This window comes from Bacteroides mucinivorans (genome assembly GCF_034654355.2).
GTDB lineage: Bacteria > Bacteroidota > Bacteroidia > Bacteroidales > Bacteroidaceae > Bacteroides > Bacteroides nordii.
In genome coordinates, this window is the sequence record NZ_CP178179.1 from 4,707,515 (window position 1) to 4,728,745 (window position 21,231).

Below are 21,231 nucleotides of genomic sequence, written 5' to 3' on the forward strand. Positions count from 1 at the left end.
CCCCGTACGGGAAGCACCGCTATTTCATGGATGGGATATTTTCTCTTGTGATGACATATGTCTGGTTCATAGCATCCTGCCACCATGCATCATCGGCATGCTGTATCGCGGCTCCTTCACCATCATACCATGGCATGAAGTACAACCATCGTGCTCCTGCATCCCATTGTGCAGATAGTTTTGCCATAGAAGCATTGTTATCCATATAGGCACCGCATTCGCTCAATGTTATCATTTTACTGCCATACTGTTCCGCCAAAGCAGTGTATCCAGCTACGGCATCAGTGGCTTCTTTTCCATAGAGGTCACGCCCGATAATGTCTACATATGAATCACCCGGATACCATGCCTGGTCACCACTTTCGCTGGTCCATACCCAAATTAAATTGTTCAGTCCTTGTGCCTGGAAGGTATCAAACATAGCCACCCATAGTTTTTTGAACGAACCGGCATCTTTTCCCCACCAGAACCAGCCACCGGCAGCCTCGTGGAAAGGACGCCAGATAACAGGTATACCAGCTTCCTGCAACAGTTTCAGATGGGTAACAACTTTGGCCAGATCATCGGCAAATACTTTATTCTCCCAAGTGCCTTCAACCGTGGCGTTGGCTGCGTCAAAATGATTGTTTGCACTGTTAAAGCTGTAAGATATCTCATCAGCCCCCGTATCTGCATTCTGCGGATCGGAAGTAGGAACATTCCAATGCCACATCGCAGCTACCAGTCCACCCGCATCCCACCAGTCCTTAACGACGGAAATATCCGAATAGTCAATCCAGTTGGAAGGTGATGCATATAAGTGGATATAGTCAAAGCAATTCATTGCCGGATATTTACCGGTCAGAGTATGTACCCGTTCGGCCTGTCCGATATTCCAGTTTACATTAGCCATAGTAGCAGACAAGGTCTTCTTTCCGTAGTTCTCTAACAAAAAATCATATACCTTCTGCGCTGCCGGCAAAGCATTCGGAGTACACAGGGTAGTTACAATCGTTGGATTGGCTACAGTTGTGAAGTTAATAACAGCTTCGGTAGCCCCCACTTTTGTAGGGCCTATGATAACCCCTTCGGGAATTACCAGTTTATAGTTCTTTCCCTTTTCCAGTCCTGTGGCTTGAACGGTCACCTTACTGAGTGAAGCAGACACGCTGGTGATAGTAGCACCTTCCAAGGTCACCCGGCTATGTTCTGCCGAAGGGGAAAATACATTCTGATTGTAAGTTAATTCAAAGGTGATGTTACCCTCCGGCAGATCAATACTTCCATTTGCAGGAGTACTACTGACCATTCGGGCAGGTTCCAGTGTGGCAATCACCGGTTCTTCGATATCGTTGCAGGCCGTTGCCAGATACATTCCGGCAACAGAAAGTAATAGGACATATAATAACTTTTTCATACTCTTAGCTTATTTACTTAAGTTCGACTTTGGTCAGTGTGTAGTTACATCCCGAAATGATCAATCCATTGGTGGTCAGCTCGGCCAACATCGCATCATCGATTATAAATTCATGACCGGTAGCATCAGCAGCTAAATCCACCATCTTTAGATCGGGCCAACCAGCTGTATTCTTTTTCAATCCCACTTGCCAGTAAGTGACTGATGGTTCGAGGTCTTTAATACTAACAACCAGCGTTTTTCCAACTTTCGCATTGACAAACAAGGAAGCATCCATTTGTACCGAACCGCTCCAGCCTCCCATCACCTGCTCTCCTTGCCAAAGAGTTTCAGTAGCCGAGGCTCCACCTCCGGTAGTGATAACAGAAATCTTACTGATAATGGCCTGCTGACCGGTAATGATCATTCCTTTTCCATAAGCCCCGGTCTGGCAGATTGCCAACATGGCAGCATCCATTGAGAAGGTAAAGTCCCGATCATCCGGAGTAAAATCTACGCATCCCCATTCATTAGGAATCACCTCACCCAAAGCAGGAAATGCAACCCAGTTACCGTTCATTACCTTTAGTTGCGGAGCAGTACCGGTAGGAGTAAAATAAATCTTAACCTTAGCACCGGCCGACAGGCTTGCAAAGACACTTGTCTCCAGTGAAACATTTTCTCCCCAGCTCGTTCCTAAATCTACAGCTCCTTCAAAAACAACGGTTTCTATTGTACCCGAACCTACAACATCCATAGTATAGGAAATTTCTCCATTGGAAGAAATAAGCGTAATTGTAGTCTTACCGCCTGCATTATTAGGAATAAGCATGTAAAGAGTGGAAGCTTGCAGAATATACTGTGTGTTATTACCATTTACACGGACATTGGTTAGTTTGTCACCATTTTCTATCTCAACCGGCAGGATACTTCCGGCAGTGATTTTTGTTTCTGTATCGGGCAATATAGGAATATAGCAGAATATCGGTTTAGTCACCTCCAATGAAGCACAGATCACTGTTTCGCTATTTTTCATCGTCAGTATCACTTCACCGCTTGCAGCATCTACCGGCACGTTCACTTTCAACTGATCAGTGTCTGTTGAAGTCACTTCAACTGTTTTGTCACCACTGAAGGTGACAGAAGCCACCAAATTCAAATTCTTACCTTGCAACACGACCTCATTACCGGCAGCTACAGGAGCTGGATTATAAGCCTGTACCTCAGGTTTCAATGTAGAAATGACTACCGGAGCAGACACATTACCACTTGCCGTATTCAATACCAGTTCACCACTGACTGCCATTTCGGGCATGAGAACTTTTATCTCTGTTGCTGTCACAGATTGGGGCTTTACTGCTGTTTCCACACCCGGGAAAGTAACTGTAGTGGTCAGCTCCATATTCACACCTTTAACAGTAATCACATCCCCGGCTTTCAAATCGGTTGCAGGACTTACGACCAACTCTGCCGGAACAGCTACTCCGATGTTGGCAATAGCTACTTTTACACCAGAAGGAGCAATCATCGAGATAGCACCATCAGTAACACCTTCGGGTAATGTGAATGAGAGTTCATCTTCATTTATTTCAAATTCCACCGGAGTATCATCAGATAATACAACAGAAGTTAGCAAGTCAATGTCCTTCACAGTTACTTTGATTTGTGTACCCGGCTTTACATCAGTCAGATTCAGCACACTCTCCACAGACGGCAGTACCACCTGTAATTCTTCCTCTGATTCCAGTTCAACAGGAATTGTTGCATTATCTGCCAGAGTAATAATACCGGTTTGTGCTTCACGAGGCACCACTACCACAATCTTCTCCCGTTCATGTGTGATGAACTCATCAGCGCCTACCTCTACGTCTTTAGCAAAAATCACCCGTTTCATCAGATTGAGATATTCACCTTCAATTGTCAACTCATCGCCAGGCTTTACCGGAGAAGGAGATATTGAGGAGATGGAAATGGGCTCTGTATAGGAAAGTTGTGATTTAGAAACAAGTTCCACTCCTCCGACTCCCTTCAGTCTCACATAACCCACTACAGCATTCTGAGGAATCACAACTTTGATATGCTGATTATCGACTACTTCGATATCTGTAATTTCTATATTATCGGGTAACACCACGCTCGTGACACGATCCAGGTTCCTGCCGATAAAAGTTAACTTACTACCACGCAGGGCTGGACTGGGCCCGAAAGCCTCCAATAGTATGGCACCGGACTCATCATCATCGTTGTTGCATGCCGTGAAAGTCACAGAAAGAACAATGAGCGCCACCCATATCATTTGATTGAATATTCTATTGAGTTTCATATCTTTCATATTTATAATTAAATTTATCATTCGGCTTCTACAACACGAACATTATCAATGTAAAAGGTCGGGGTACATTCTGTTCCGGCTACACCGCCTTTACCTACAAACAGGGTGATTCCTGAATAATGACCGGCTGCTTTCACGCCTACTTCCGCTCCGTCTCCATTATACTTAAAGTCACTCATCGGAATGGTTACCGTAGTCCAACCATTAGTAGTATAAGAGCCGGTAGCAGTCCAAGGCATCCACAATGCACGCGGATAGGTAGCATCAGACATATAAGCATTATTAGGATTCCCTCCTGTAGCACCACCCTCCTGCCAGTTCAGCCACACTTCATCGGCACCGGTAAATATAATCTGAAAGGCCGCAGCCGACCATACGTCCGGAATATTAACCTCAAACTTCAACACATATTTATCCAAAGTGCCTGCATTGAAGAAATCAGAATCAGTAGTACGGTACGTCCAGCGTTCATAACCAAAGTTACTGTCATCCCAGGTGTCATCACTCATCTTACCTTTGAAAATCAGATACTGCCCGCTAATACCCTCTTCGGTACCATAACCTGCACCGGCATGCCAACCATGATTGTAACCACCGTCAGGGAAGAGAGTGTCAAAGTCAAGAATAATATTACGATTGTCACGAAAGTTAAGAGAACTCTCGCCAGTACCATATACTGAAGTTACTCTAACAGGACCAGGTTGTGCACCGGCAGGTACTTTTACGGCAATATTGTTCACATCATGACTGACTATTTCACCATCTACATCTCCTGTAAAAGTAACCTTCAACGGATTAGCATCCTCATTGACAAAATACAATCCCTGGATATAGGCGATATCACCTTCGGCGACATATTCACAGGTCATCGATTTAACCGACGGGACAGGAACTTTCGTCTCAAATGAATAGTAACACGAATCATTATTAGTATACAGTTTTATCAAATCCTGCTTTTCACCCGGAATACCGGAAGGGATACTAACGATAATGGCATTATCCGTAACAAAATTCGGATTTAGCTTGACCTTCTGATCATTGAAGTAAATGGCATTTACACCACCCAAATGTTCACCGATAATGGCAATGCGATCGCCCAGATAAGCACTCGTCAATAAAGAGTCTGAAACTGCAGCATCGCAAGGACGGATGTATCTCACCAAGGGAGCACCACCGTTCGCACCCCTTCCATCATCATCAGAGCATGCACCGAAAAAGGTTAGCGTTAATACTGCAAGAGCAATGTTGAATATATACTTATTCATAATCTTCTTAAACTTAGAGGTTAAAATTGATAATCTACAGGGTCCCGGGTAATGGAAGGAGTCTTGGTTATTGTCTCCGCCGGAACAGGTAATACCAGATTACCGGCACCGATTGTTATCTTTGCTATATCCGGATTGATATAGAAGATAGAACCTTTACCTCTTGGATCATCATTCGGATTGAGAGAAGTGAAACCGCCATGGTAAGCGCCCACAGCATTGCGTTCCTGCCAGGTAAACTGACCATTGGAAACATACTGACGCTGGCGTTCCATGCCATTCAGGTAAGCAAGCGCCTTATTCATGTCACGATACGCAATACGCTTTACATCAAAGAAGTTTATACTTTCAAGGGCAAACTCCACGCGACGCTCTTTTATCAGTTCATCATAGGTTATGGTTGTTTTTTCCCAGGGAAGTCCGGCACGCAAACGAATCTGTTTGAATACATCCAGTGCCAACACATCGTTTGTAGAAGAACCGGCACCAATACATGCTTCTACATAACAAAGATAGATATCGGCCAGACGCAACAGATAAATGTTATTTCCGGCATCCTGATTGGAAGCTCCGGCCAAACCGCCACAGTCGTCATTCGCACCTATTACATATTTTCGGACATGGGCCAGCATTTCGTTGGACGACTCTGTACTCTCATCTTCGGAGAAGTTGCTGTACGTATAACCGCCACCACCCAGATTTCCATACTGATCGCCATTGCGCATGTAAGTATAGTAACGGCGAAGATCACCAGTTTCAAATGTTTCCTGCAAACTCAGTGTAGGACCTTTACCTGATCCCCAGGAAGATCCTAAAGTAATCAAAGCATTACGGGAGAGGGATACATTGCGACTGTTACCGTAACCATATCCGTCATTCGTACACTGAATGGCAAACAAAGACTCTGAGCTATTGTTTCCTGCAGGATAAAACAGTGTTGATAAATCTCCGTAAAGACTAAATCCGCTCTTGTTTATCACTTCGGCTGCATACGCTTTAGCCTTCGCAAAATTATCGGCAGATGCACCGTCAGACAAGTGAGACGCCATTGTGAGGTGTAACTTTGCCAACATTCCGATAGCAGTATATCCGGAGCAACGCCCTGCCTGAAACGGAGAAGCCGGAAGATTATCCTTAGCAAATTCCAGATCCTGACGAATGAATTCATAAACGCTTGCCTGTTTATTACGGATCACCTGATCACCGGAAATGTTATTGTCGGTAATGATAGGCACATCCTGCCAATATTCAGTGAGCAGATAGTAAGCAATACCGCGAATACAACGTGCTTCGCCAAGCGCACGATTAATGATCGTTTCAGAAATCCCATTCGTGCGGGCTGCATCCGGCATGCCATTGATGATGTTATTGCAGTAAGAAACAACACGGAAAAGGCCATTCCAACCTTGTGTCAGATAAGTGTTACCATTCTGGAAAGTCATATAATAGAACTGTCCTTCCTGGTCAAATGTATAAAAAAGATCACCTGCCAATTCATCACCTGCCATCCACATAAAGTTCATATGGAAGTCTTGCCAGACAAAAGCACTGTAAAGAGAAGCTGTATTTGCATTGATTGCAGCCTCCGATGTATAATAAGTTTCCAGCACCTGTTCGCTTTCAGGTACAATAGTCAGGAAATCAGCACAAGACGATGTCACCGCTAACAGAGACGACAGACAAATTGTTTTAAATATATTTTTCATATTCGATAATCCTTTAAGTTAGAACGTAATGTTTGCACCCAATGTATATACACGTGGCGAAGGATAACGACCCATATCCACATTGGACAGGCCTACCTGCTGGTTGTATGAACCTATTTCCGGATCAAGACCGGAATATCCGGTAAAGGTGTACACGTTTTGCGCATTAAAATAGAGTTTACAGTTTACCATTCCAATCTTCTTCAGCCAGACTTGAGGGAAATTATAAGCCAATGAAATATTCTGGATACGCAGATAACTACCATCTTCAATCCAACGGTCACTCATACGATTATTACCATTAATATCATTTCCGCTCCAACGGGGAAGGGAAGAAGTTCCATTGATGAGATAACAATTATCAGCATTCTCCACATCGGTATTGATACCGTCATAATAACCCAGTCTTGCACGGTTGAGCACAGTAGCTGACTGATTGTCCCACTGTGACATCAACCCTTCTGTTTTTACACGAACATAGTTAAGAATATCCCCACCTACCGCTCCGGTCAGTCCGATACCAAGTTCCCAGTTCTTGTATGTAAAGGTATTGGTAAAGCCAAATGTAAAATCAGGATTCGGATCACCGATAATAGTCTGGTCATATTCGTTGATAACACCGTCGGGTACACCATTCGGACCACTGATATCTTTAAACTTCACGTCTCCGACCCATGCACCGGTTGTACGGTGTACACCTACTCCTTCGGGCAAGGCATGGGTACGCAGTTCCTCGGCATTTTCAAACAGTCCGTCTGTAAGGTATCCATAAAATACACCGATAGGCTGTCCTACCTTAATCATAGAAACGGTCTGGAAACCGGCATACCAATCCAGTTTACCATAAATGGTGGTACCCAGTTCATCCAATTCTTTCACCTTATTGCGATTGATAGAAACAGTGAGGTTTGAATGCCAGTTGAAATCTTTTGTAGCAATATTGTGTGTGTTCAAAGAGATATCAATACCTTTATTGTCAACCTTTCCTATATTCATAAAAGGTGTTTGGATATCCGTCCATCCGGAACCTCCCAAAACGGGAGACACAGAAGGTTGCAACAACAAATCTTTGGTTGTCTTATAATAAGCATCCACAGTCAGATCAATCCTCCCGTTGAATAATCCCAAGTCGATACCCGCATTATATTGTACAGAAGCTTCCCACTTTAAATCCGGATTTGCATTGTTTGCCATGCGGTATGCCGTACCAAAAGCAGAAGGAAAAGCTACCATGGTAGACCCATATCGGTACGTTCCGATATTATCACTACCCACCTGGCCATATCCCAAACGAAACTTCAGATTGGATAGCCATTTCTGAGTCCCTTTCATAAAGTCCTCTCCTGTCACACGCCAGGCTGCCGCAAATGAAGGAAAATATCCCCAACGGTTATTAATTCCGAATTTAGAAGAGGCATCGGCACGTAAAGTTGCAGTCAATAAATAGCGGTCGGCATAATTGTAATTGGCACGTCCGAAAGCGGAAACTTTCGTGGCAGCGTCTTTCCAACCACTATTGGAAGTGAATACACCATCAGCACCGATTACATGAATATCATTAGATGACAATTGATTCTTTTGCAACTGTGTACCTTCCCAAGAAGATTTGGAGGATTCCATACCTGCCATAAAGTTGATATTGTGTTTACCGAAACTCTGATTGTAAGTAGCATATCCCTTCCATATCCAATAAAGACTATGTTCTTCACGTTGCATAATCATGATATCGGTATTCTTTAACTGACCATATTCGTAGCTGGGTTTGAAACCTTTGTTCAGATTATTGGAACCATCAATACCAAACTCGGTACGGAAATTGACATATTTGTTAAAGGTGATCAAAGCATAGGCATTCCCCATGAAGCGTTCACGTAACAGGGTGTTAATCTGGTCGTTTGTCAAAGCAACCGGATTGTAAATAGATGAACCGTTTACTGATTCGGGGCCGGCATAATTGCCATCAAAATCATACACCGGAACAGACGGAGACATTAAAGCAGCCTGCATCACCACCCCATTGATACCATCGTTGTTAATAATTGACTCATTGGTACGAGAGTAAGAAAAAGAGCCACCCATCTTAATATATTTATTGAATTCACTATCCAGGGTCATACGGCCGGTATAGCGTTCAAAGTTTGAATTAAGCAGCATACCGTCTTGTCCCATATAACCAACAGAAAATGCATATTGAGTTTTGTCAGTACCACCGTTCAAAGAAAGATTATGACTATGCATCCAGGCATTACTCGTTACGGCATCTTGCCAGTCAGTACCTTTGCCCAGTAAAGAAGGGTCCAGATAGGCCACATCCACATTAGGTAATACACCTTCTTCATAAAGTTGCTTTTGATAGGTTCCGAATTCACGAAGATCCATCATATCAATTTTCCCGGTACGTTGCTGAAGTGCCGCATATCCATCATAAGTGATATTCGTACGTCCCTTATTCCCACGTTTTGTAGTGATAATAACAACACCATTGGCACCGGAAGTTCCATAAATTGCCGTAGCCGAAGCATCTTTCAATACAGACATGGAGACAATATCACTTGGAGAGATAGAAGCCAGGGGATTTACTACATTCTGTCCGTTGGAGCCACCCGACCATTCAAATCCGGCAGTAGAGGTACCTTCACCACTCATCGGTATGCCATCAATAATGTAAAGAGGTTCATTAGTGCCGTTGATGGAGCTTGCACCACGGATACGAATGGAATTGGCCGCCCCCGGAGCACCGGAATTGGCTGCAACCTGCACACCGGCGACGCGTCCTTGAAGCATCTGGTCTACATTGGTTACAATAGATTCTTTCAGCTTATCACCTGAAAGGTTGGCTACGGAACCGGTCAGATCACTTTTCTTCATCGTACCATAGCCTACTACCACTACTTCGTCCAGCATTTCCGAATCTTCCTTCAACGCCACGGTTACCGACTTTTGACCGGATTGTAATGTAACTTCTTGCGTCTTATAACCAATACTGGAGAATACAAGAATTTTCTTTCCCTCAGGAACATTCACACTAAACCGACCATCAAGGTCGGCAATAGCACCTACCGTAGTGCCTTTCACCAAAATATTGGCCCCGATCAGAGGAGAACCGTCATTCGCATCAGTCACGATACCGGTAACGGTGGTTTGTTGGGCCGTCACATAGCTACTCATCAGGAGTGCTATCAGAAACAACATAATGTTCTTCATATCAACACATAGATTTAAATAAATGATTTACATTTTTACGTTAGCAAAGGTAGGAGCAAGTGGTAAAAGAGACAAGTACAATATTATCATATACTAATACAATTCTACCACTTATAATCTTTACACTCTTTGTTTAGAGCAGACTCTTACTTTCTACTCCTTTTACGCATCTGTTTTTCAAAGAAGTCCATCTTTGTTTTCCACCAACTTTCAGGTGTATTGTGCCCGTTCAAAGGATAAATATGGTACTCTTTCTCAGTTGATATACGGTTGTAACCGGAGAAGTTTGTATGTGGCGGACAAACTTCATCCTGAAGGCCAACGCCCATAATAACCGGACACTTTATCCAACCGGCAAGGTTCTTTATATCAAAATAAGACAAAAGCTGATACAATTTTGCATCACTTATCCCCATCTCTTTCTGCTTTTGAAGAACAGGTTCTGCCGGCCAATGAACAATCTTGAAGTAATCGGGATAGTCAGAAAGAAAAGGAATGGTAGGAGCAATGGCACAAAAACGATCATCGAGAGCAGCAGCGGCAAGAGTAAATGCTCCACCTTGACTACCTCCTTCGGCAAAGATATAGTCAGTATTCACTTCAGAACGGCTGGTAACGAAATCAATGGCACGAATTAAATCCATAAAGGCACCCCGATAATAATAATTTTCTTTGGAATCCAGTCCATAGGTTATCCAGTCGCCATAGGTATTGACCGGTTCTTGCAACCCTTGCCCACGGGTGGACAATACAAATTCTACATAACCGGAAGTACCACCGGGAACCCAGGGTTTTGAGCCATATCCCATATAAGAGATAATAGCCGGATATTTCCCTTTCTTTGCAGGAGTAGAATAAAAACCGGATATCTCAACACCACCCAACGATTTCATTTTCACCCGATAGAGCCTGCGCTCTGTATTGGAAGAATCAGGAATCAAAGTTAACTGATATTCGGGGACTATCTCCGCCAAATCCGCTTTCGCCTTTTCCCAAAAATCTTTCAAATCGGGTTGATTATCAGGCAGAGAAAGGATACTTTCGGGTTCATATCCAATAGTAAAGTTTTTAATCATCCGTCCATCCTCAGAAAGAGCACAACGATAAAAACCCGGCGCAGGAAGGGTAAACGAAAATGTGATCTCTGTAGAATCTCCCTTCTGTAAAAGAATTGACTGAGAAAGGGCCAAGAGTGGCTGATGCCGGTCTGTAGAAATATCCAACTGTAAAACAGCCGGAAGGGTCACCTCTTTATGGTTAGCAACAACCACCTGAATAACAGGATTGGCTGGCGAATAAAAAACCCAATCATTCGTTTGTTTCACCTCATAATCCAAATTGGGTTTTACCTGATCCGACTGTGCAGATAAAGTTAGTGAATACCCTAACAAACATAAGTTTACTAACCAACTTTTCATTTCTTTGTTTTCTTATTAAGAGTAAGACGATATAATACCACATCATGACCAGGAACAATAACACGCTTCACTTTCCGGGTATTACCTTCGTCCTCTTTTGTCCAAAGATTGCGTATATTATATACTTTAGAGTCAAAATTAGTAAAACGCTTTGCTACCTCATCATACAAATTGAACTTCTGCCAGTCAATGCTATACTCTTGAGAGGTGGTGGTACGATTGAGAATACAGAAAGCCCACTCATCATTCACTAATGGTTTGAACCAGAATTCCAATCCGTTTTCTGAAGCAAACTTCAAGCCTTGAATACCCAGACTGTCCTGATCAAGTGCAATTACTTCCTGATTCATAATAATCTCTTTCGTATCCTGGTTCATGTTACGAATGTCATTCCCAAGGATCAGTGGTGCAGCAAGCATACACCACATGGAAAAGTGAGCACGATCTTCACTAACAGTCTGTCCATTGCCAACCTCCAACATATCAGGATCATTCCAATGTCCCGGACCAGCATACTTGCGAAGTCCATTCTGCATGTCAAGTATCTGAAGTACACCAAAAGCTTTCCAACCCGGATGCTCATCTACACAATCGAAACAATTATAAATATCTCCCGTTGTACGCCAAGAATGTCCGGTTTCGGAAGCCCACTCCCAAGGTTTGCTATGCCCCCACTCACACATGCTGAAGTAAACCGGACGTCCGGCAGCACGAAGTGCATCACGCATCAAGTTATAAGCTCCCACCGGATTAATGTCTTCGGATTCACACCAGTCATATTTCAGATAGTCAATTCCCCATTTAGCGTATTGCAAAGCATCCTGATATTCATGACCGAAGCTACCCGGACGTCCACCACAAGTTTTTCTGCCAGCATCCGAGTAAATACCCAGTTTTAATCCTTTAGAATGTACATAATCAGCGAGTGCCCTGATACCTGATGGAAATTTAACGGGATCTGCCTGAATAAATCCAAGGCTATCACGTTCGCCATGCCAACAATCATCCAGATTCAGATAGATGTATCCGGCATCTCTTAATCCTGTTTCCACCATTGCGTCGGCAATGCCTCTGATTATTTCTTCGTTTATATCACAGGCAAATTTGTTCCAACTGTTCCAGCCCATTGGCGGAGTATCAGCCAATCCTTCAAATTTCTGCGCCTTCACTCCGAAGGGTATACACAACAATGCCGCTAATACAGCGACTAAAGTAATCTTTCTCATAATTTTATGTTTTCTTATTTCGTTAATTTCAATTCGTCACGAATGATCGTACCCCACTCCTTCAGATCACTATCCTTCCAATCTCCTTTAGAAGAGCCGTATTTCTGAATCATAGAACAGGTTTCATCTTTATCGGCTATGGACCAGGCAGCCCAACTGATGCTGTGTTTTTTCATCCACTCCAACCACCTGCCCCACTCTCCGATATTGATGGGGCCATCACCTGTAGCCTCCATTCCGGCACATTCGGATACAAACAAAGGAAGTCCCTTCTTCAAAGCATAATCCGCGCGGTCACGAAGCTCCTGTCTGTGAGTTGATGCATAGAAATGTAGAGTATACATGATATTGGTATAGCCGGTTATAGGATCGTCTGCAGCCAAATGAACGTCCTGGTCCCAATGGGGAGTGCCTATCAGAATAAGTGCTTCCGGATCAATGGTACGAATAGCATGGATAATTTCTGTCGAATAGGCCTTTACATCTATCCAGGAATCTTCAACCGGTTCATTGAATATTTCATAAATCACGTTTGGGATCCCTTTATAACGAGTGGCCATCTGCGTAAAGAATTGTCTGGCTTCTTCGGTACGGATGCTATGACTATGCCAATCTATAATCACATAAATGCCACTGGCAATTGCAGCATCCGCAACCGTAGTAATGCACTGAAGAGCCTGTCCCGGAGAGTGAATGTAAGCACCTTCCGGTTCTACTCCCATAGCTGCCCTCACAAGTGAGCATCCCCAGTCATCATGCAGAAATTGGACGGTAGAAGCATTGTAGAATCGGGGCCACCAATTATGCCAGCCATAACTCACCCCTTTTAATACAATACTTTCGCCTCTTTCATTAACAAGAGAGGTTCCTCGCACTGACAGGCAACCATTCCGTTCCACCACCGTTTTCTTCGTTCCCGATCCCAACTCTCCTATTTCTGTAGCGCATCCTGTTGTAGTAACACTGCCAATCAAAAAGAATAATCCTATTAATAGGTACTTCATAACTTACAGATTATTTTAGTTTTACACTGGCTGCTTTCACAATATCTACTGTGCTATCTGTTGCAAAAACAGAATTCAGTCCTTGTTCTTCTTGTGCCGGATCACCCGTATAGTCATCGCCTTTCTGCCAAAACACACGCTCGGAAGAAGAAGTTGCAAAACCACCCCATGCCCAGAAGTTACATCCGGCAAATAATCCACCGGAAGCATCTTTATCAGAAATCAGACCAAACACATAAGAATAGTACGCATCTCTTGCGCCGGTAGTACTTTCTTTCGAGAACTGAAAACCATCACGGGGGAAACCAAATTCTTCAAGAACCAGCGGTTTTCTGTACTTACGAGCCACTACCAGATGATCATCAATATAAGCTTTGGTCTTGACTTTTGCTGTTTCAAGTTTTTCCTGTAAACTATCTTTAGGTGCCCACCCCCAGTTATAGGGCCAAATATGAATATTCATATAATCGACATTCGGATCAGCATGAATCTGCTCAAACAGAGCCATATCCTGTTCGCACCCCCACATCCCCTCACTACCGGTAGACACCAGATGATTTCTGTCCAATGACTTGAGTTGAGCTGCCACCTGTGCAATCCAGGCAGCAAACAGTATTTTGTTTTCATCAGAAAAAGCACGAGGTTCATTACCTACCTGCCACGACATAATGGTCGGATCATCCACATATTTTATATTCGTATATCTATTGACACGGCTTACCATATCATTCACATAATTGGCAAACAAAACCTTCGCACTATCCGATTGCTGAAACAGTTTCACATATTCCATATAAGCCGGCCATCCATCTACTGCCGGCACAGGTGCTTTACCATAACCTGCCCATTCGAGATACTGTCCATATCCACCACTCCACTCCCAGGAGTTATTCAAATAAAGTACAGCTAACATTTTACGCCTACTCATTTCGGCCAGTAAATAATCAAGTCCGGCTAAAATAGTATCATTATATACTCCGGGAGCTATTTGCAAGGTAGGTTCTACTTTGGCAGTAACACCCCGATTACCGTCAGAGCCCACTAATATACGAAGATTATCTACCCCGATACTTTTCAAAAAATCCAGCTCTTTACGAAGGCGTTGGCGATCTCCTCCCTCACCTTCGGAACCGAGTATCGCTCCATACCAGAAATTAGTACCTACGTAATAATAAGGTGTATCATTACGCATAAACTGCCCGTTTTCTACGCGGACGAAAGGAGAAGAAATGAGGGTCTGTTTTGGAGTACAAGCTCCCAATAAAGTAATAGAAACAACAAAGAACGCAATTTGCTTTAGCATAATTATCAGATTTAAAATGATATTACAAAAATAGTGCAGTTGAAGTTAAGTATCCAGTATTATTTTATCATTTCATTATACTATTTGACTTTTCAGTAAATAGTAAAGTCTTTTTTGCTGCTTTTTTAGTATAAAAACCATATCTTTGTTTACATACTTAGATATGTAAACCTAATAATTACAAATATGATAAACCCTGTTTATTCACCCGACAACGAGAGATACAGTAACGGTATGAAATACCGCCGTTGTGGTAAAAGCGGAATTATGCTCCCGGAAATTTCCCTGGGGCTGTGGCATAACTTCGGAGATGTAGATACATTTGCCAACAGCCAGCGAATGGCACATTATGCTTTCGACAAAGGAATCACTCATTTCGATCTGGCAAATAACTACGGGCCTTCCTATGGCTCGGCAGAAGAAACGTTCGGTGAGATTATGAAAAAATCATTCCTCCCTTACCGGGATGAGCTGTTTATCTCTACGAAAGCCGGACACGATATGTGGCCGGGCCCTTACGGAGAATGGGGATCAAGAAAATATCTGATGGCAAGCCTCAACCAAAGCTTGAAACGTATGAATCTGGATTATGTGGATATTTTCTATTCGCACCGTTATGATCCGGTGACTCCATTGGAAGAAACATTGCAAACATTGGTAGATATTGTCCGCCAAGGAAAGGCTTTGTATGTAGGTATCTCCAAATACCCGAAAGAAGCTGCTGAGTTTGCTTACAAATATCTGGCAGAAAGAGACATACATTGCTTGCTCTATCAAGGAAAATATAACCTGTTCAACCGGGAACCGGAAGAAGAGGGTATCCTTCAACAAGCCAAAGAAAATGGTACCGGATTTATTGCATTCTCTCCCTTAGCACAAGGATTATTGACGAACCGATACATCAATGGCATTCCCGAAGATTCACGAATGGCCCGCGGAGGTTTCCTGAAAAAGGAACAACTCACAGAAGAAGTTTTAAGCAAAATCAAAGTACTGAACAAAATGGCAGAGGAACGAGGACAAACCTTAGCAGAGATGGCTCTGGCATGGGTTCTAAAAGATGATTTAGTAACATCAGTCATCATTGGTGCCAGCTCGGTAGCCCAACTGGAAGATAATCTGAAAGCAATAAGAAATACCTCATTTACAAAGGAAGAATTAAGGAGGTTATAGGATTATGAGGAGGTAGGGTTACAACCCTACCACTTCTCACACGATCTTCTTCTTTTTCCTGTAATTCTCCCGAAACTCCTTAGGAGAGCATGCCTTTTTCTTCTTAAATATCCGGTTAAAATTAGAGAGGTTATTGAATCCGCAATCATAGCAGATCTCGGCTACAGACATGGTAGAGTCTACCAACAAGCGAGCGGCAAACCCAAGACGGATATCAATAATATAATCAGAAAGACTCTTTCCGGTACGAAGTTTGAAAAAGCGGCTAAAAGAAACAGCAGTCATTCCTACCATATCTGCCAGATTATTCAAACGAATCTCCTCTTTATAGTGCTCATTGATATATTCCTGTACCTTCTGTACCCTCCGACTATCAGCATGGACATCGATCTTCGCAAAAGAAGAACTGGACAATGTACGGGATTCCTCCTCAAAGAGAGAAAGCTCATACAGAATAGTCATGAACTTAAGCACAGCATAAAATCCTTGTTTTTCAGAAGCTAATGTATCGAGCATGGAATACACTTTCATAATGGCAGACATAGGGAAGCAGAGTCCTTTTTGCGCACGTTCCAACATCCGGCGAATAGAATCGAACTGATTCTTATTAATGAAGTTTTTAGAGAAAAGATCAGAAGAAAACTGAATAGTTATCTCGCGTATCTCTTTTGAGTTGCATTCGTTTTGCTCCCAGACATGCTCCAGATCCTGCCCGGTAATCAACACCAGATCATAATCGCCAATTACTTCCGCAGAGTCACCTACAATCCTACGTACTCCAGCAGCCTTCTCACAAAAGTTCAGTTCAAATTCGGCATGATTGTGAATAGGGTATGTAAATTCCGTCTTATACCGCTCGGCTATATAAAAACAATCTTTGTCAGAGAGTGGAGTAATCTCACGGATAATATAACTTTGCTGCGCATTCATTGTTGTAAATAGTATTAATCTAAATTCTTAATTATTCCTGCTTAACGCCCTGAAATCTTCTCCTGTAGGATTCTGGAATACATGCAAATCAAATTCCGGAATAATGGCAAGCACATGATCGAACACATCGGCTTGAACGCCCTCGTAAGGAATCCAGGCTTTGATGGACGAGAAGAAATAGAGTTCGAGAGGAATACCTTGTTCGGTGGGTTGCAACTGACGCACCATACATGTAAGATCCTGGTTGACTGCCGGAAGACTTCTCAGATAATTAGTCAGATAGGCACGAAATACACCCAAATTGGTTTGGCGACGGCCATTCACTAACACAGAGTTGTCTATTCCATGTTCTTTGTTATACTCTTCCACTACCTTCTCCGTCTCTTCGATATAGTCTTTCAGCAAACGTATTTTCCGGTATTTTGCCAACATCTCCGGAGTACAAAACTTCACACTGTTCATATCAATCCTGATAGAACGCTTTATACGTCGTCCTCCGGACTCCTGCATACCTCGCCAATTCTGAAAGGAATCACTGACCAAAGCATAGGGAGGAATAGTGGTAATGGTATTATCCCAATTACGTACCTTTACGGTATTCAAAGTTACTTCAATCACCGTTCCGTCGGCCCCATACTTCGGCATTTCAATCCAGTCTCCCACCTTCAGCATATTGTTGGCAGAAAGTTGAATGCCCGAAACGAAGCCCATAATACTGTCTTTGAATACCAACATCAGGACAGCGGCAGAAGCTCCCAGACCGGTAAGCAGCACCATTGGCGATTTATCAATCAGAATACTGACGATAATAATACCACCAATAAAGAAGAGAATGACCTGAACCGTCTGTAACAATCCTTTCAAAGGACGGTCGCGAAACTGCTCACGCTCGCTGTATACATGATAAAGTGCAGAGAGAAGTGCACTGATAAACTTTAAAAAGACTGCAATGATATAAATCATGCAAATACGTAATATAAAAGTCAGCAGACCGGCATTGGATATGGCAAGCGGTAGCAGTATATACAGAATGATAGGTGCCACCAGATGGCTGAGGTAAATCATCACTTTACGATCAAACACAACGTCATCCCATGTGGCCTTTGTTTTTTTCACAAGCCGGGTAACCGTCGTCAAGATAACATGCTTGCAAATGGCATCTCCCAAAAAAGCAATAGCCAAAATGATAACTAAAATAATAGCGCTCGTTAAATCATCAGTCCATGACTCATTAAATCCCCATGACTGGAGAATTTCCTTGATTATACCTGTAATTTTTTCCATTGTTATACTTTATCTGCCGTTATAATAGGGCAACGGCAAAACACCCTGTTTGTTTCACGTCACTACCCTTTCTCCAGGAATTCCCTTACGTCGTCGCGTAACCATTGGTGAAGATACAGTGCTTTGTATGCACTATTCTTCTTCAACATGATTTCTACGTTTATCTGACTGTTCTGATAACAAGTCAGTTCATTACGAAACTGTTCATCATGTTCTGCCAATTTCTTTATCTCCTGCTCCCGCTCTCTGCGAAGAAGCGTACAAACCGGTATCAGAAGTTTCATCACTACATTATCCATTATATGATGCCCTTGAATATAGAGATAAGTTGTTTCTGGAACCAATCCCAACTTTTCCAGTTCGGAACCCAAGGCATCCACCCGACTAATATAATGAGGAAAACGGGTTTGCAGTTCCGATAGTTTGGCAGAGACCGTCCTTTGTAAAGCTTCCAGACATCGTTCAGGATGCCGCAGATTGACGTCCAATAACCGGATATATGTATTAAAATCACTCATAGGAAACGTGTGTGTATCATGCTGCCGATAGAACCAGACGTTCCAAAGAAAAAGAGGATAAGTTATTTGGGAATATCTCCGCATGAAAGCAGCAAAGTCAATCAACGGACGGTCATTCAATGTGGCCTGTACACATACCTCATGCAAACTCTCTGCAAAGCAATGATGATTTTCGATGGCATAGGTATAGGTCTGAAAGATATATCTGTTTCTGTTTATCTTCCGGGAAGTAGCAGTGGCTCCCTGCAAAAGAAAATCATAATCACTATCCACACAGGCGATGAGGCTTTTTCCTAATTCGGCCGTATTCAGAGTATTCATTAGTACCATCTTCTTCCCCTTTGCCAAAGAGGTGGCCGAAGGAAGCATTACCTGAAAATAATATTCATCATTCTCAAACTCCTCAAACAACGTGCGCCAGAAAGGCACGTCGTCATAACTTTCCACATAAGCTACGATTCTCCGGCGTGTGTTCTTGGGATAAAGCTTATGGGCGGCACTAAAGTAAGAGGAAGTCAGATTGTCGCGTAGGGTTTGAGCCATGCCATGTGAGATTTACGATTGGACGATTTACTATTTACGATTGAAATTACTCTGTATTCTCAACTGTCAACTATCAACTGTCAATTGTCAACTGTCAATTGTCAACTACATTCGTTGTAATATCGGTTACTTCGGTGACAGCATCGAGCCAGCCCTCCATAATGAGGGCAGGCGAATGAGTGGTCAGTATTATTTGTACATTGGGGTTCAGTTCACGAATCATAGCGATAAGCTTCTGTTGCCACTCGATGTGGAGCGAGGCTTCCGGTTCATCCATGAAAAGAACATAATGTTCATTGTCCTGCACCAATACAGTCAGCAAGATAACAAGCATCTGTTTTTCGCCGGAAGAGAGTTTATAGGGCAATAAGAGCTCACCATCCTGGTAAAAAGCAATATCATTCCGCCTCCGGTCTATTTTCTTTCGGGTATAGCTGAACAGTTCATCTATCTGATCCTGAAAGCGTTTTTTAGCCAACGATAAAGTAGCTGCCCTTTTCCGTTCATCTTCATCATTACCGGCAAGAAGTTCAATCATTTTATTGCCTATATTCACCTGATAATCCAGATAACGGCGTTGCAAAAGATAGAGCTGCCAGTCAAGTTCAGACTTTACATTCTTATCAGCCATCCGGGCAGTAAAATCACCCATAATAAGAGGGCGGTCATAACTACGGATTACATCATAAGGAATATAAGTAGCTTCGGGATCATCAAAGTAAATATCTACCCCGTCTTTCATTCCGTTCTTCATCTCACCGGAAAGGTCCTCCAGATAACCTACAGAGCGATTTAAGATAGTTGTTTTACCAACACCATTAATGCCGGAAAGGATATTCACGTCAGGGCGCAGGTCCCAGGCAATATTAAATCTTTTCCATAACCCTTTTATTTCAATACGCCGGATATATTTGGCTTGTTTTTCCATGCTATTCTTGCTTTATATCAAGGCAAATATAAACAATTCAAATGATAAATTGGTTACCTTTGCAGCAGTTTTCAATAAAGGTCACTAAAAAGATGAATATCAACAAGAACGTACAAGGACATCTGTTTGCCCTTACTGCCAATGTGATGTGGGGACTAATGGCTCCCATCGGGAAATTTGCTTTGCAAGAGTTTTCTGCTCTTTCGGTCACTACTTTTCGAATGGTGGGGGCAGCTGCCGCTTTCTGGATACTCTCCGTATTTTGTAAGCAGGAATATGTGAATCATAAGGATATGCTCAAAATATTCTTTGCATCCTTGTTTGCATTGGTATTTAATCAGGGAGTTTTCATTTTCGGATTATCACTGACTTCTCCTATTGACGCCTCTATTGTAACTACCACTCTGCCCATCATCACAATGATTGTAGCAGCCATCTACCTGAAAGAACCGGTTACAAACAAGAAAGTATTAGGTATCTTTGTCGGAGCAATGGGAGCATTGATACTCATACTAGGCAGTCAGATTTCAGGAGATACCAATAGCAGTATCTGGGGAGACTTACTCTGTCTGCTGGCACAGCTTAGTTTCTCTATCTATCTAACTGTATTCAAAGGGCTTACCCAGCAATATTCTGCTGTTACCATCAATAAATGGATGTTCATTTATGCTTCTATGTGCTACATCCCATTCTCTTATCAGGATGTGGCAGCAATTGAATGGAGTACAATTTCCGTACCCGCCATCTGGCAGGTTTTATATGTGGTATTGGGGGGAAGTTTCATCGCCTATATCTGCGTAATGACAGCGCAGAAGTTACTCCGCCCTACAGTAGTTAGTATGTACAACTATGTACAGCCAATCATCGCGTCTATCGCGGCAGTAGTCATGGGTATCGGTACCTTTGGCTGGCAAAAAGGAATTGCCATCGGTCTGGTATTTCTGGGTGTATATATCGTGACACAAAGCAAGTCGAGGGCGGATTTGGAGAAGGAAGGAGGATTATAGTGATTAACGATTAGT

15 protein-coding genes are annotated in these 21,231 nt (G+C 42.9%); 2 read left to right on the forward strand and 13 right to left on the reverse strand.

The genetic code is table 11. The annotated features are described in order from the left end of the window. Nucleotides 1–19 precede the first annotated feature (19 nt). The 9 genes from VCM39_RS18055 to VCM39_RS18095 form a co-directional block, all read right to left on the reverse strand. A complete protein-coding gene (locus VCM39_RS18055; RefSeq protein WP_322932818.1) occupies nt 20–1,396 on the reverse strand; it encodes a glycosyl hydrolase in 1,377 nt (458 codons plus the stop codon). Between the two features lie 13 nt (nt 1,397–1,409). Continuing rightward, complete coding sequence (locus VCM39_RS18060; RefSeq protein WP_322932819.1) at nt 1,410–3,698, reverse strand: hypothetical protein; 2,289 nt, start codon at nt 3,696–3,698, stop codon at nt 1,410–1,412. A 26-nt stretch (nt 3,699–3,724) separates the two neighbouring features. Beyond that, nucleotides 3,725–4,972, reverse strand: coding sequence for a glycan-binding surface protein (locus VCM39_RS18065; RefSeq protein ID WP_221651465.1), 1,248 nt, complete (start codon nt 4,970–4,972; stop codon nt 3,725–3,727). Nucleotides 4,973–4,992: 20 nt separating this feature from the next. Further along, entirely contained in the window at nt 4,993–6,678 is a 1,686-nt protein-coding gene (locus tag VCM39_RS18070; RefSeq protein ID WP_221651464.1) for a RagB/SusD family nutrient uptake outer membrane protein, read from the reverse strand. A gap of 18 nt (nt 6,679–6,696) precedes the next feature. Then, complete coding sequence (locus VCM39_RS18075; protein ID WP_322932820.1) at nt 6,697–9,882, reverse strand: TonB-dependent receptor; 3,186 nt, start codon at nt 9,880–9,882, stop codon at nt 6,697–6,699. 146 nt (nt 9,883–10,028) lie between these two features. Next, nucleotides 10,029–11,300: an acetylxylan esterase gene (locus tag VCM39_RS18080; RefSeq protein WP_322932821.1), complete on the reverse strand. Its 1,272-nt coding sequence runs from the start codon at nt 11,298–11,300 to the stop codon at nt 10,029–10,031. Continuing rightward, nucleotides 11,297–12,526, reverse strand: coding sequence for a glycoside hydrolase family 27 protein (locus tag VCM39_RS18085; RefSeq protein WP_221651461.1), 1,230 nt, complete (start codon nt 12,524–12,526; stop codon nt 11,297–11,299). The genes VCM39_RS18080 and VCM39_RS18085 overlap by 4 nt, the downstream gene beginning before the upstream one ends. Nucleotides 12,527–12,540: 14 nt before the next feature. Continuing rightward, complete coding sequence (locus VCM39_RS18090; protein WP_289291681.1) at nt 12,541–13,530, reverse strand: glycoside hydrolase family 5 protein; 990 nt, start codon at nt 13,528–13,530, stop codon at nt 12,541–12,543. A 10-nt stretch (nt 13,531–13,540) separates the two neighbouring features. Further along, on the reverse strand, nt 13,541–14,833 hold the full coding sequence (locus tag VCM39_RS18095) for a hypothetical protein (protein WP_322932822.1): 1,293 nt from the start codon (nt 14,831–14,833) through the stop codon (nt 13,541–13,543). 186 nt (nt 14,834–15,019) lie between these two features. On the opposite strand from VCM39_RS18095, the gene VCM39_RS18100 reads away from it, so the two are divergent. Further along, nucleotides 15,020–16,006 (forward strand): aldo/keto reductase, encoded by a 987-nt coding sequence (locus VCM39_RS18100; RefSeq protein ID WP_322932823.1) that lies wholly within the window; start codon nt 15,020–15,022, stop codon nt 16,004–16,006. 36 nt (nt 16,007–16,042) lie between these two features. Here VCM39_RS18100 and VCM39_RS18105 read toward each other — a convergent pair whose 3' ends face one another. The 4 genes from VCM39_RS18105 to VCM39_RS18120 form a co-directional block, all read right to left on the reverse strand. Further along, nucleotides 16,043–16,936: an AraC family transcriptional regulator gene (locus VCM39_RS18105; RefSeq protein ID WP_289291685.1), complete on the reverse strand. Its 894-nt coding sequence runs from the start codon at nt 16,934–16,936 to the stop codon at nt 16,043–16,045. A gap of 27 nt (nt 16,937–16,963) precedes the next feature. Next, on the reverse strand, nt 16,964–18,220 hold the full coding sequence (locus VCM39_RS18110; protein ID WP_221651456.1) for a mechanosensitive ion channel family protein: 1,257 nt from the start codon (nt 18,218–18,220) through the stop codon (nt 16,964–16,966). A 62-nt stretch (nt 18,221–18,282) separates the two neighbouring features. Continuing rightward, nucleotides 18,283–19,281, reverse strand: coding sequence for a DUF4435 domain-containing protein (locus VCM39_RS18115; protein WP_221651455.1), 999 nt, complete (start codon nt 19,279–19,281; stop codon nt 18,283–18,285). A 94-nt stretch (nt 19,282–19,375) separates the two neighbouring features. Continuing rightward, complete coding sequence (locus VCM39_RS18120) at nt 19,376–20,209, reverse strand: AAA family ATPase (RefSeq protein ID WP_221651454.1); 834 nt, start codon at nt 20,207–20,209, stop codon at nt 19,376–19,378. Between the two features lie 92 nt (nt 20,210–20,301). Between VCM39_RS18120 and VCM39_RS18125 the strand changes: the two genes are divergently transcribed. Further along, entirely contained in the window at nt 20,302–21,216 is a 915-nt protein-coding gene (locus VCM39_RS18125; protein ID WP_221651472.1) for a DMT family transporter, read from the forward strand. The last annotated feature ends 15 nt before the right edge of the window (nt 21,217–21,231 follow it).

Excerpts from the sequence above, each read along its gene's own strand:
- VCM39_RS18055 (WP_322932818.1), bottom strand. The coding sequence starts at position 1,396 with ATGAAAAAGTTATTATATGTCCTATTACTTTCTGTTGCCGGAATGTAT.
- VCM39_RS18060 (WP_322932819.1), bottom strand. The coding sequence starts at position 3,698 with ATGAAACTCAATAGAATATTCAATCAAATGATATGGGTGGCGCTCATT.
- VCM39_RS18065 (WP_221651465.1), bottom strand. The coding sequence starts at position 4,972 with ATGAATAAGTATATATTCAACATTGCTCTTGCAGTATTAACGCTAACC.
- VCM39_RS18070 (WP_221651464.1), bottom strand. The coding sequence starts at position 6,678 with ATGAAAAATATATTTAAAACAATTTGTCTGTCGTCTCTGTTAGCGGTG.
- VCM39_RS18075 (WP_322932820.1), bottom strand. The coding sequence starts at position 9,882 with ATGAAGAACATTATGTTGTTTCTGATAGCACTCCTGATGAGTAGCTAT.
- VCM39_RS18080 (WP_322932821.1), bottom strand. The coding sequence starts at position 11,300 with ATGAAAAGTTGGTTAGTAAACTTATGTTTGTTAGGGTATTCACTAACT.
- VCM39_RS18085 (WP_221651461.1), bottom strand. The coding sequence starts at position 12,526 with ATGAGAAAGATTACTTTAGTCGCTGTATTAGCGGCATTGTTGTGTATA.
- VCM39_RS18090 (WP_289291681.1), bottom strand. The coding sequence starts at position 13,530 with ATGAAGTACCTATTAATAGGATTATTCTTTTTGATTGGCAGTGTTACT.
- VCM39_RS18095 (WP_322932822.1), bottom strand. The coding sequence starts at position 14,833 with ATGCTAAAGCAAATTGCGTTCTTTGTTGTTTCTATTACTTTATTGGGA.
- VCM39_RS18100 (WP_322932823.1), top strand. The coding sequence starts at position 15,020 with ATGATAAACCCTGTTTATTCACCCGACAACGAGAGATACAGTAACGGT.
- VCM39_RS18105 (WP_289291685.1), bottom strand. The coding sequence starts at position 16,936 with ATGAATGCGCAGCAAAGTTATATTATCCGTGAGATTACTCCACTCTCT.
- VCM39_RS18110 (WP_221651456.1), bottom strand. The coding sequence starts at position 18,220 with ATGGAAAAAATTACAGGTATAATCAAGGAAATTCTCCAGTCATGGGGA.
- VCM39_RS18115 (WP_221651455.1), bottom strand. The coding sequence starts at position 19,281 with ATGGCTCAAACCCTACGCGACAATCTGACTTCCTCTTACTTTAGTGCC.
- VCM39_RS18120 (WP_221651454.1), bottom strand. The coding sequence starts at position 20,209 with ATGGAAAAACAAGCCAAATATATCCGGCGTATTGAAATAAAAGGGTTA.
- VCM39_RS18125 (WP_221651472.1), top strand. The coding sequence starts at position 20,302 with ATGAATATCAACAAGAACGTACAAGGACATCTGTTTGCCCTTACTGCC.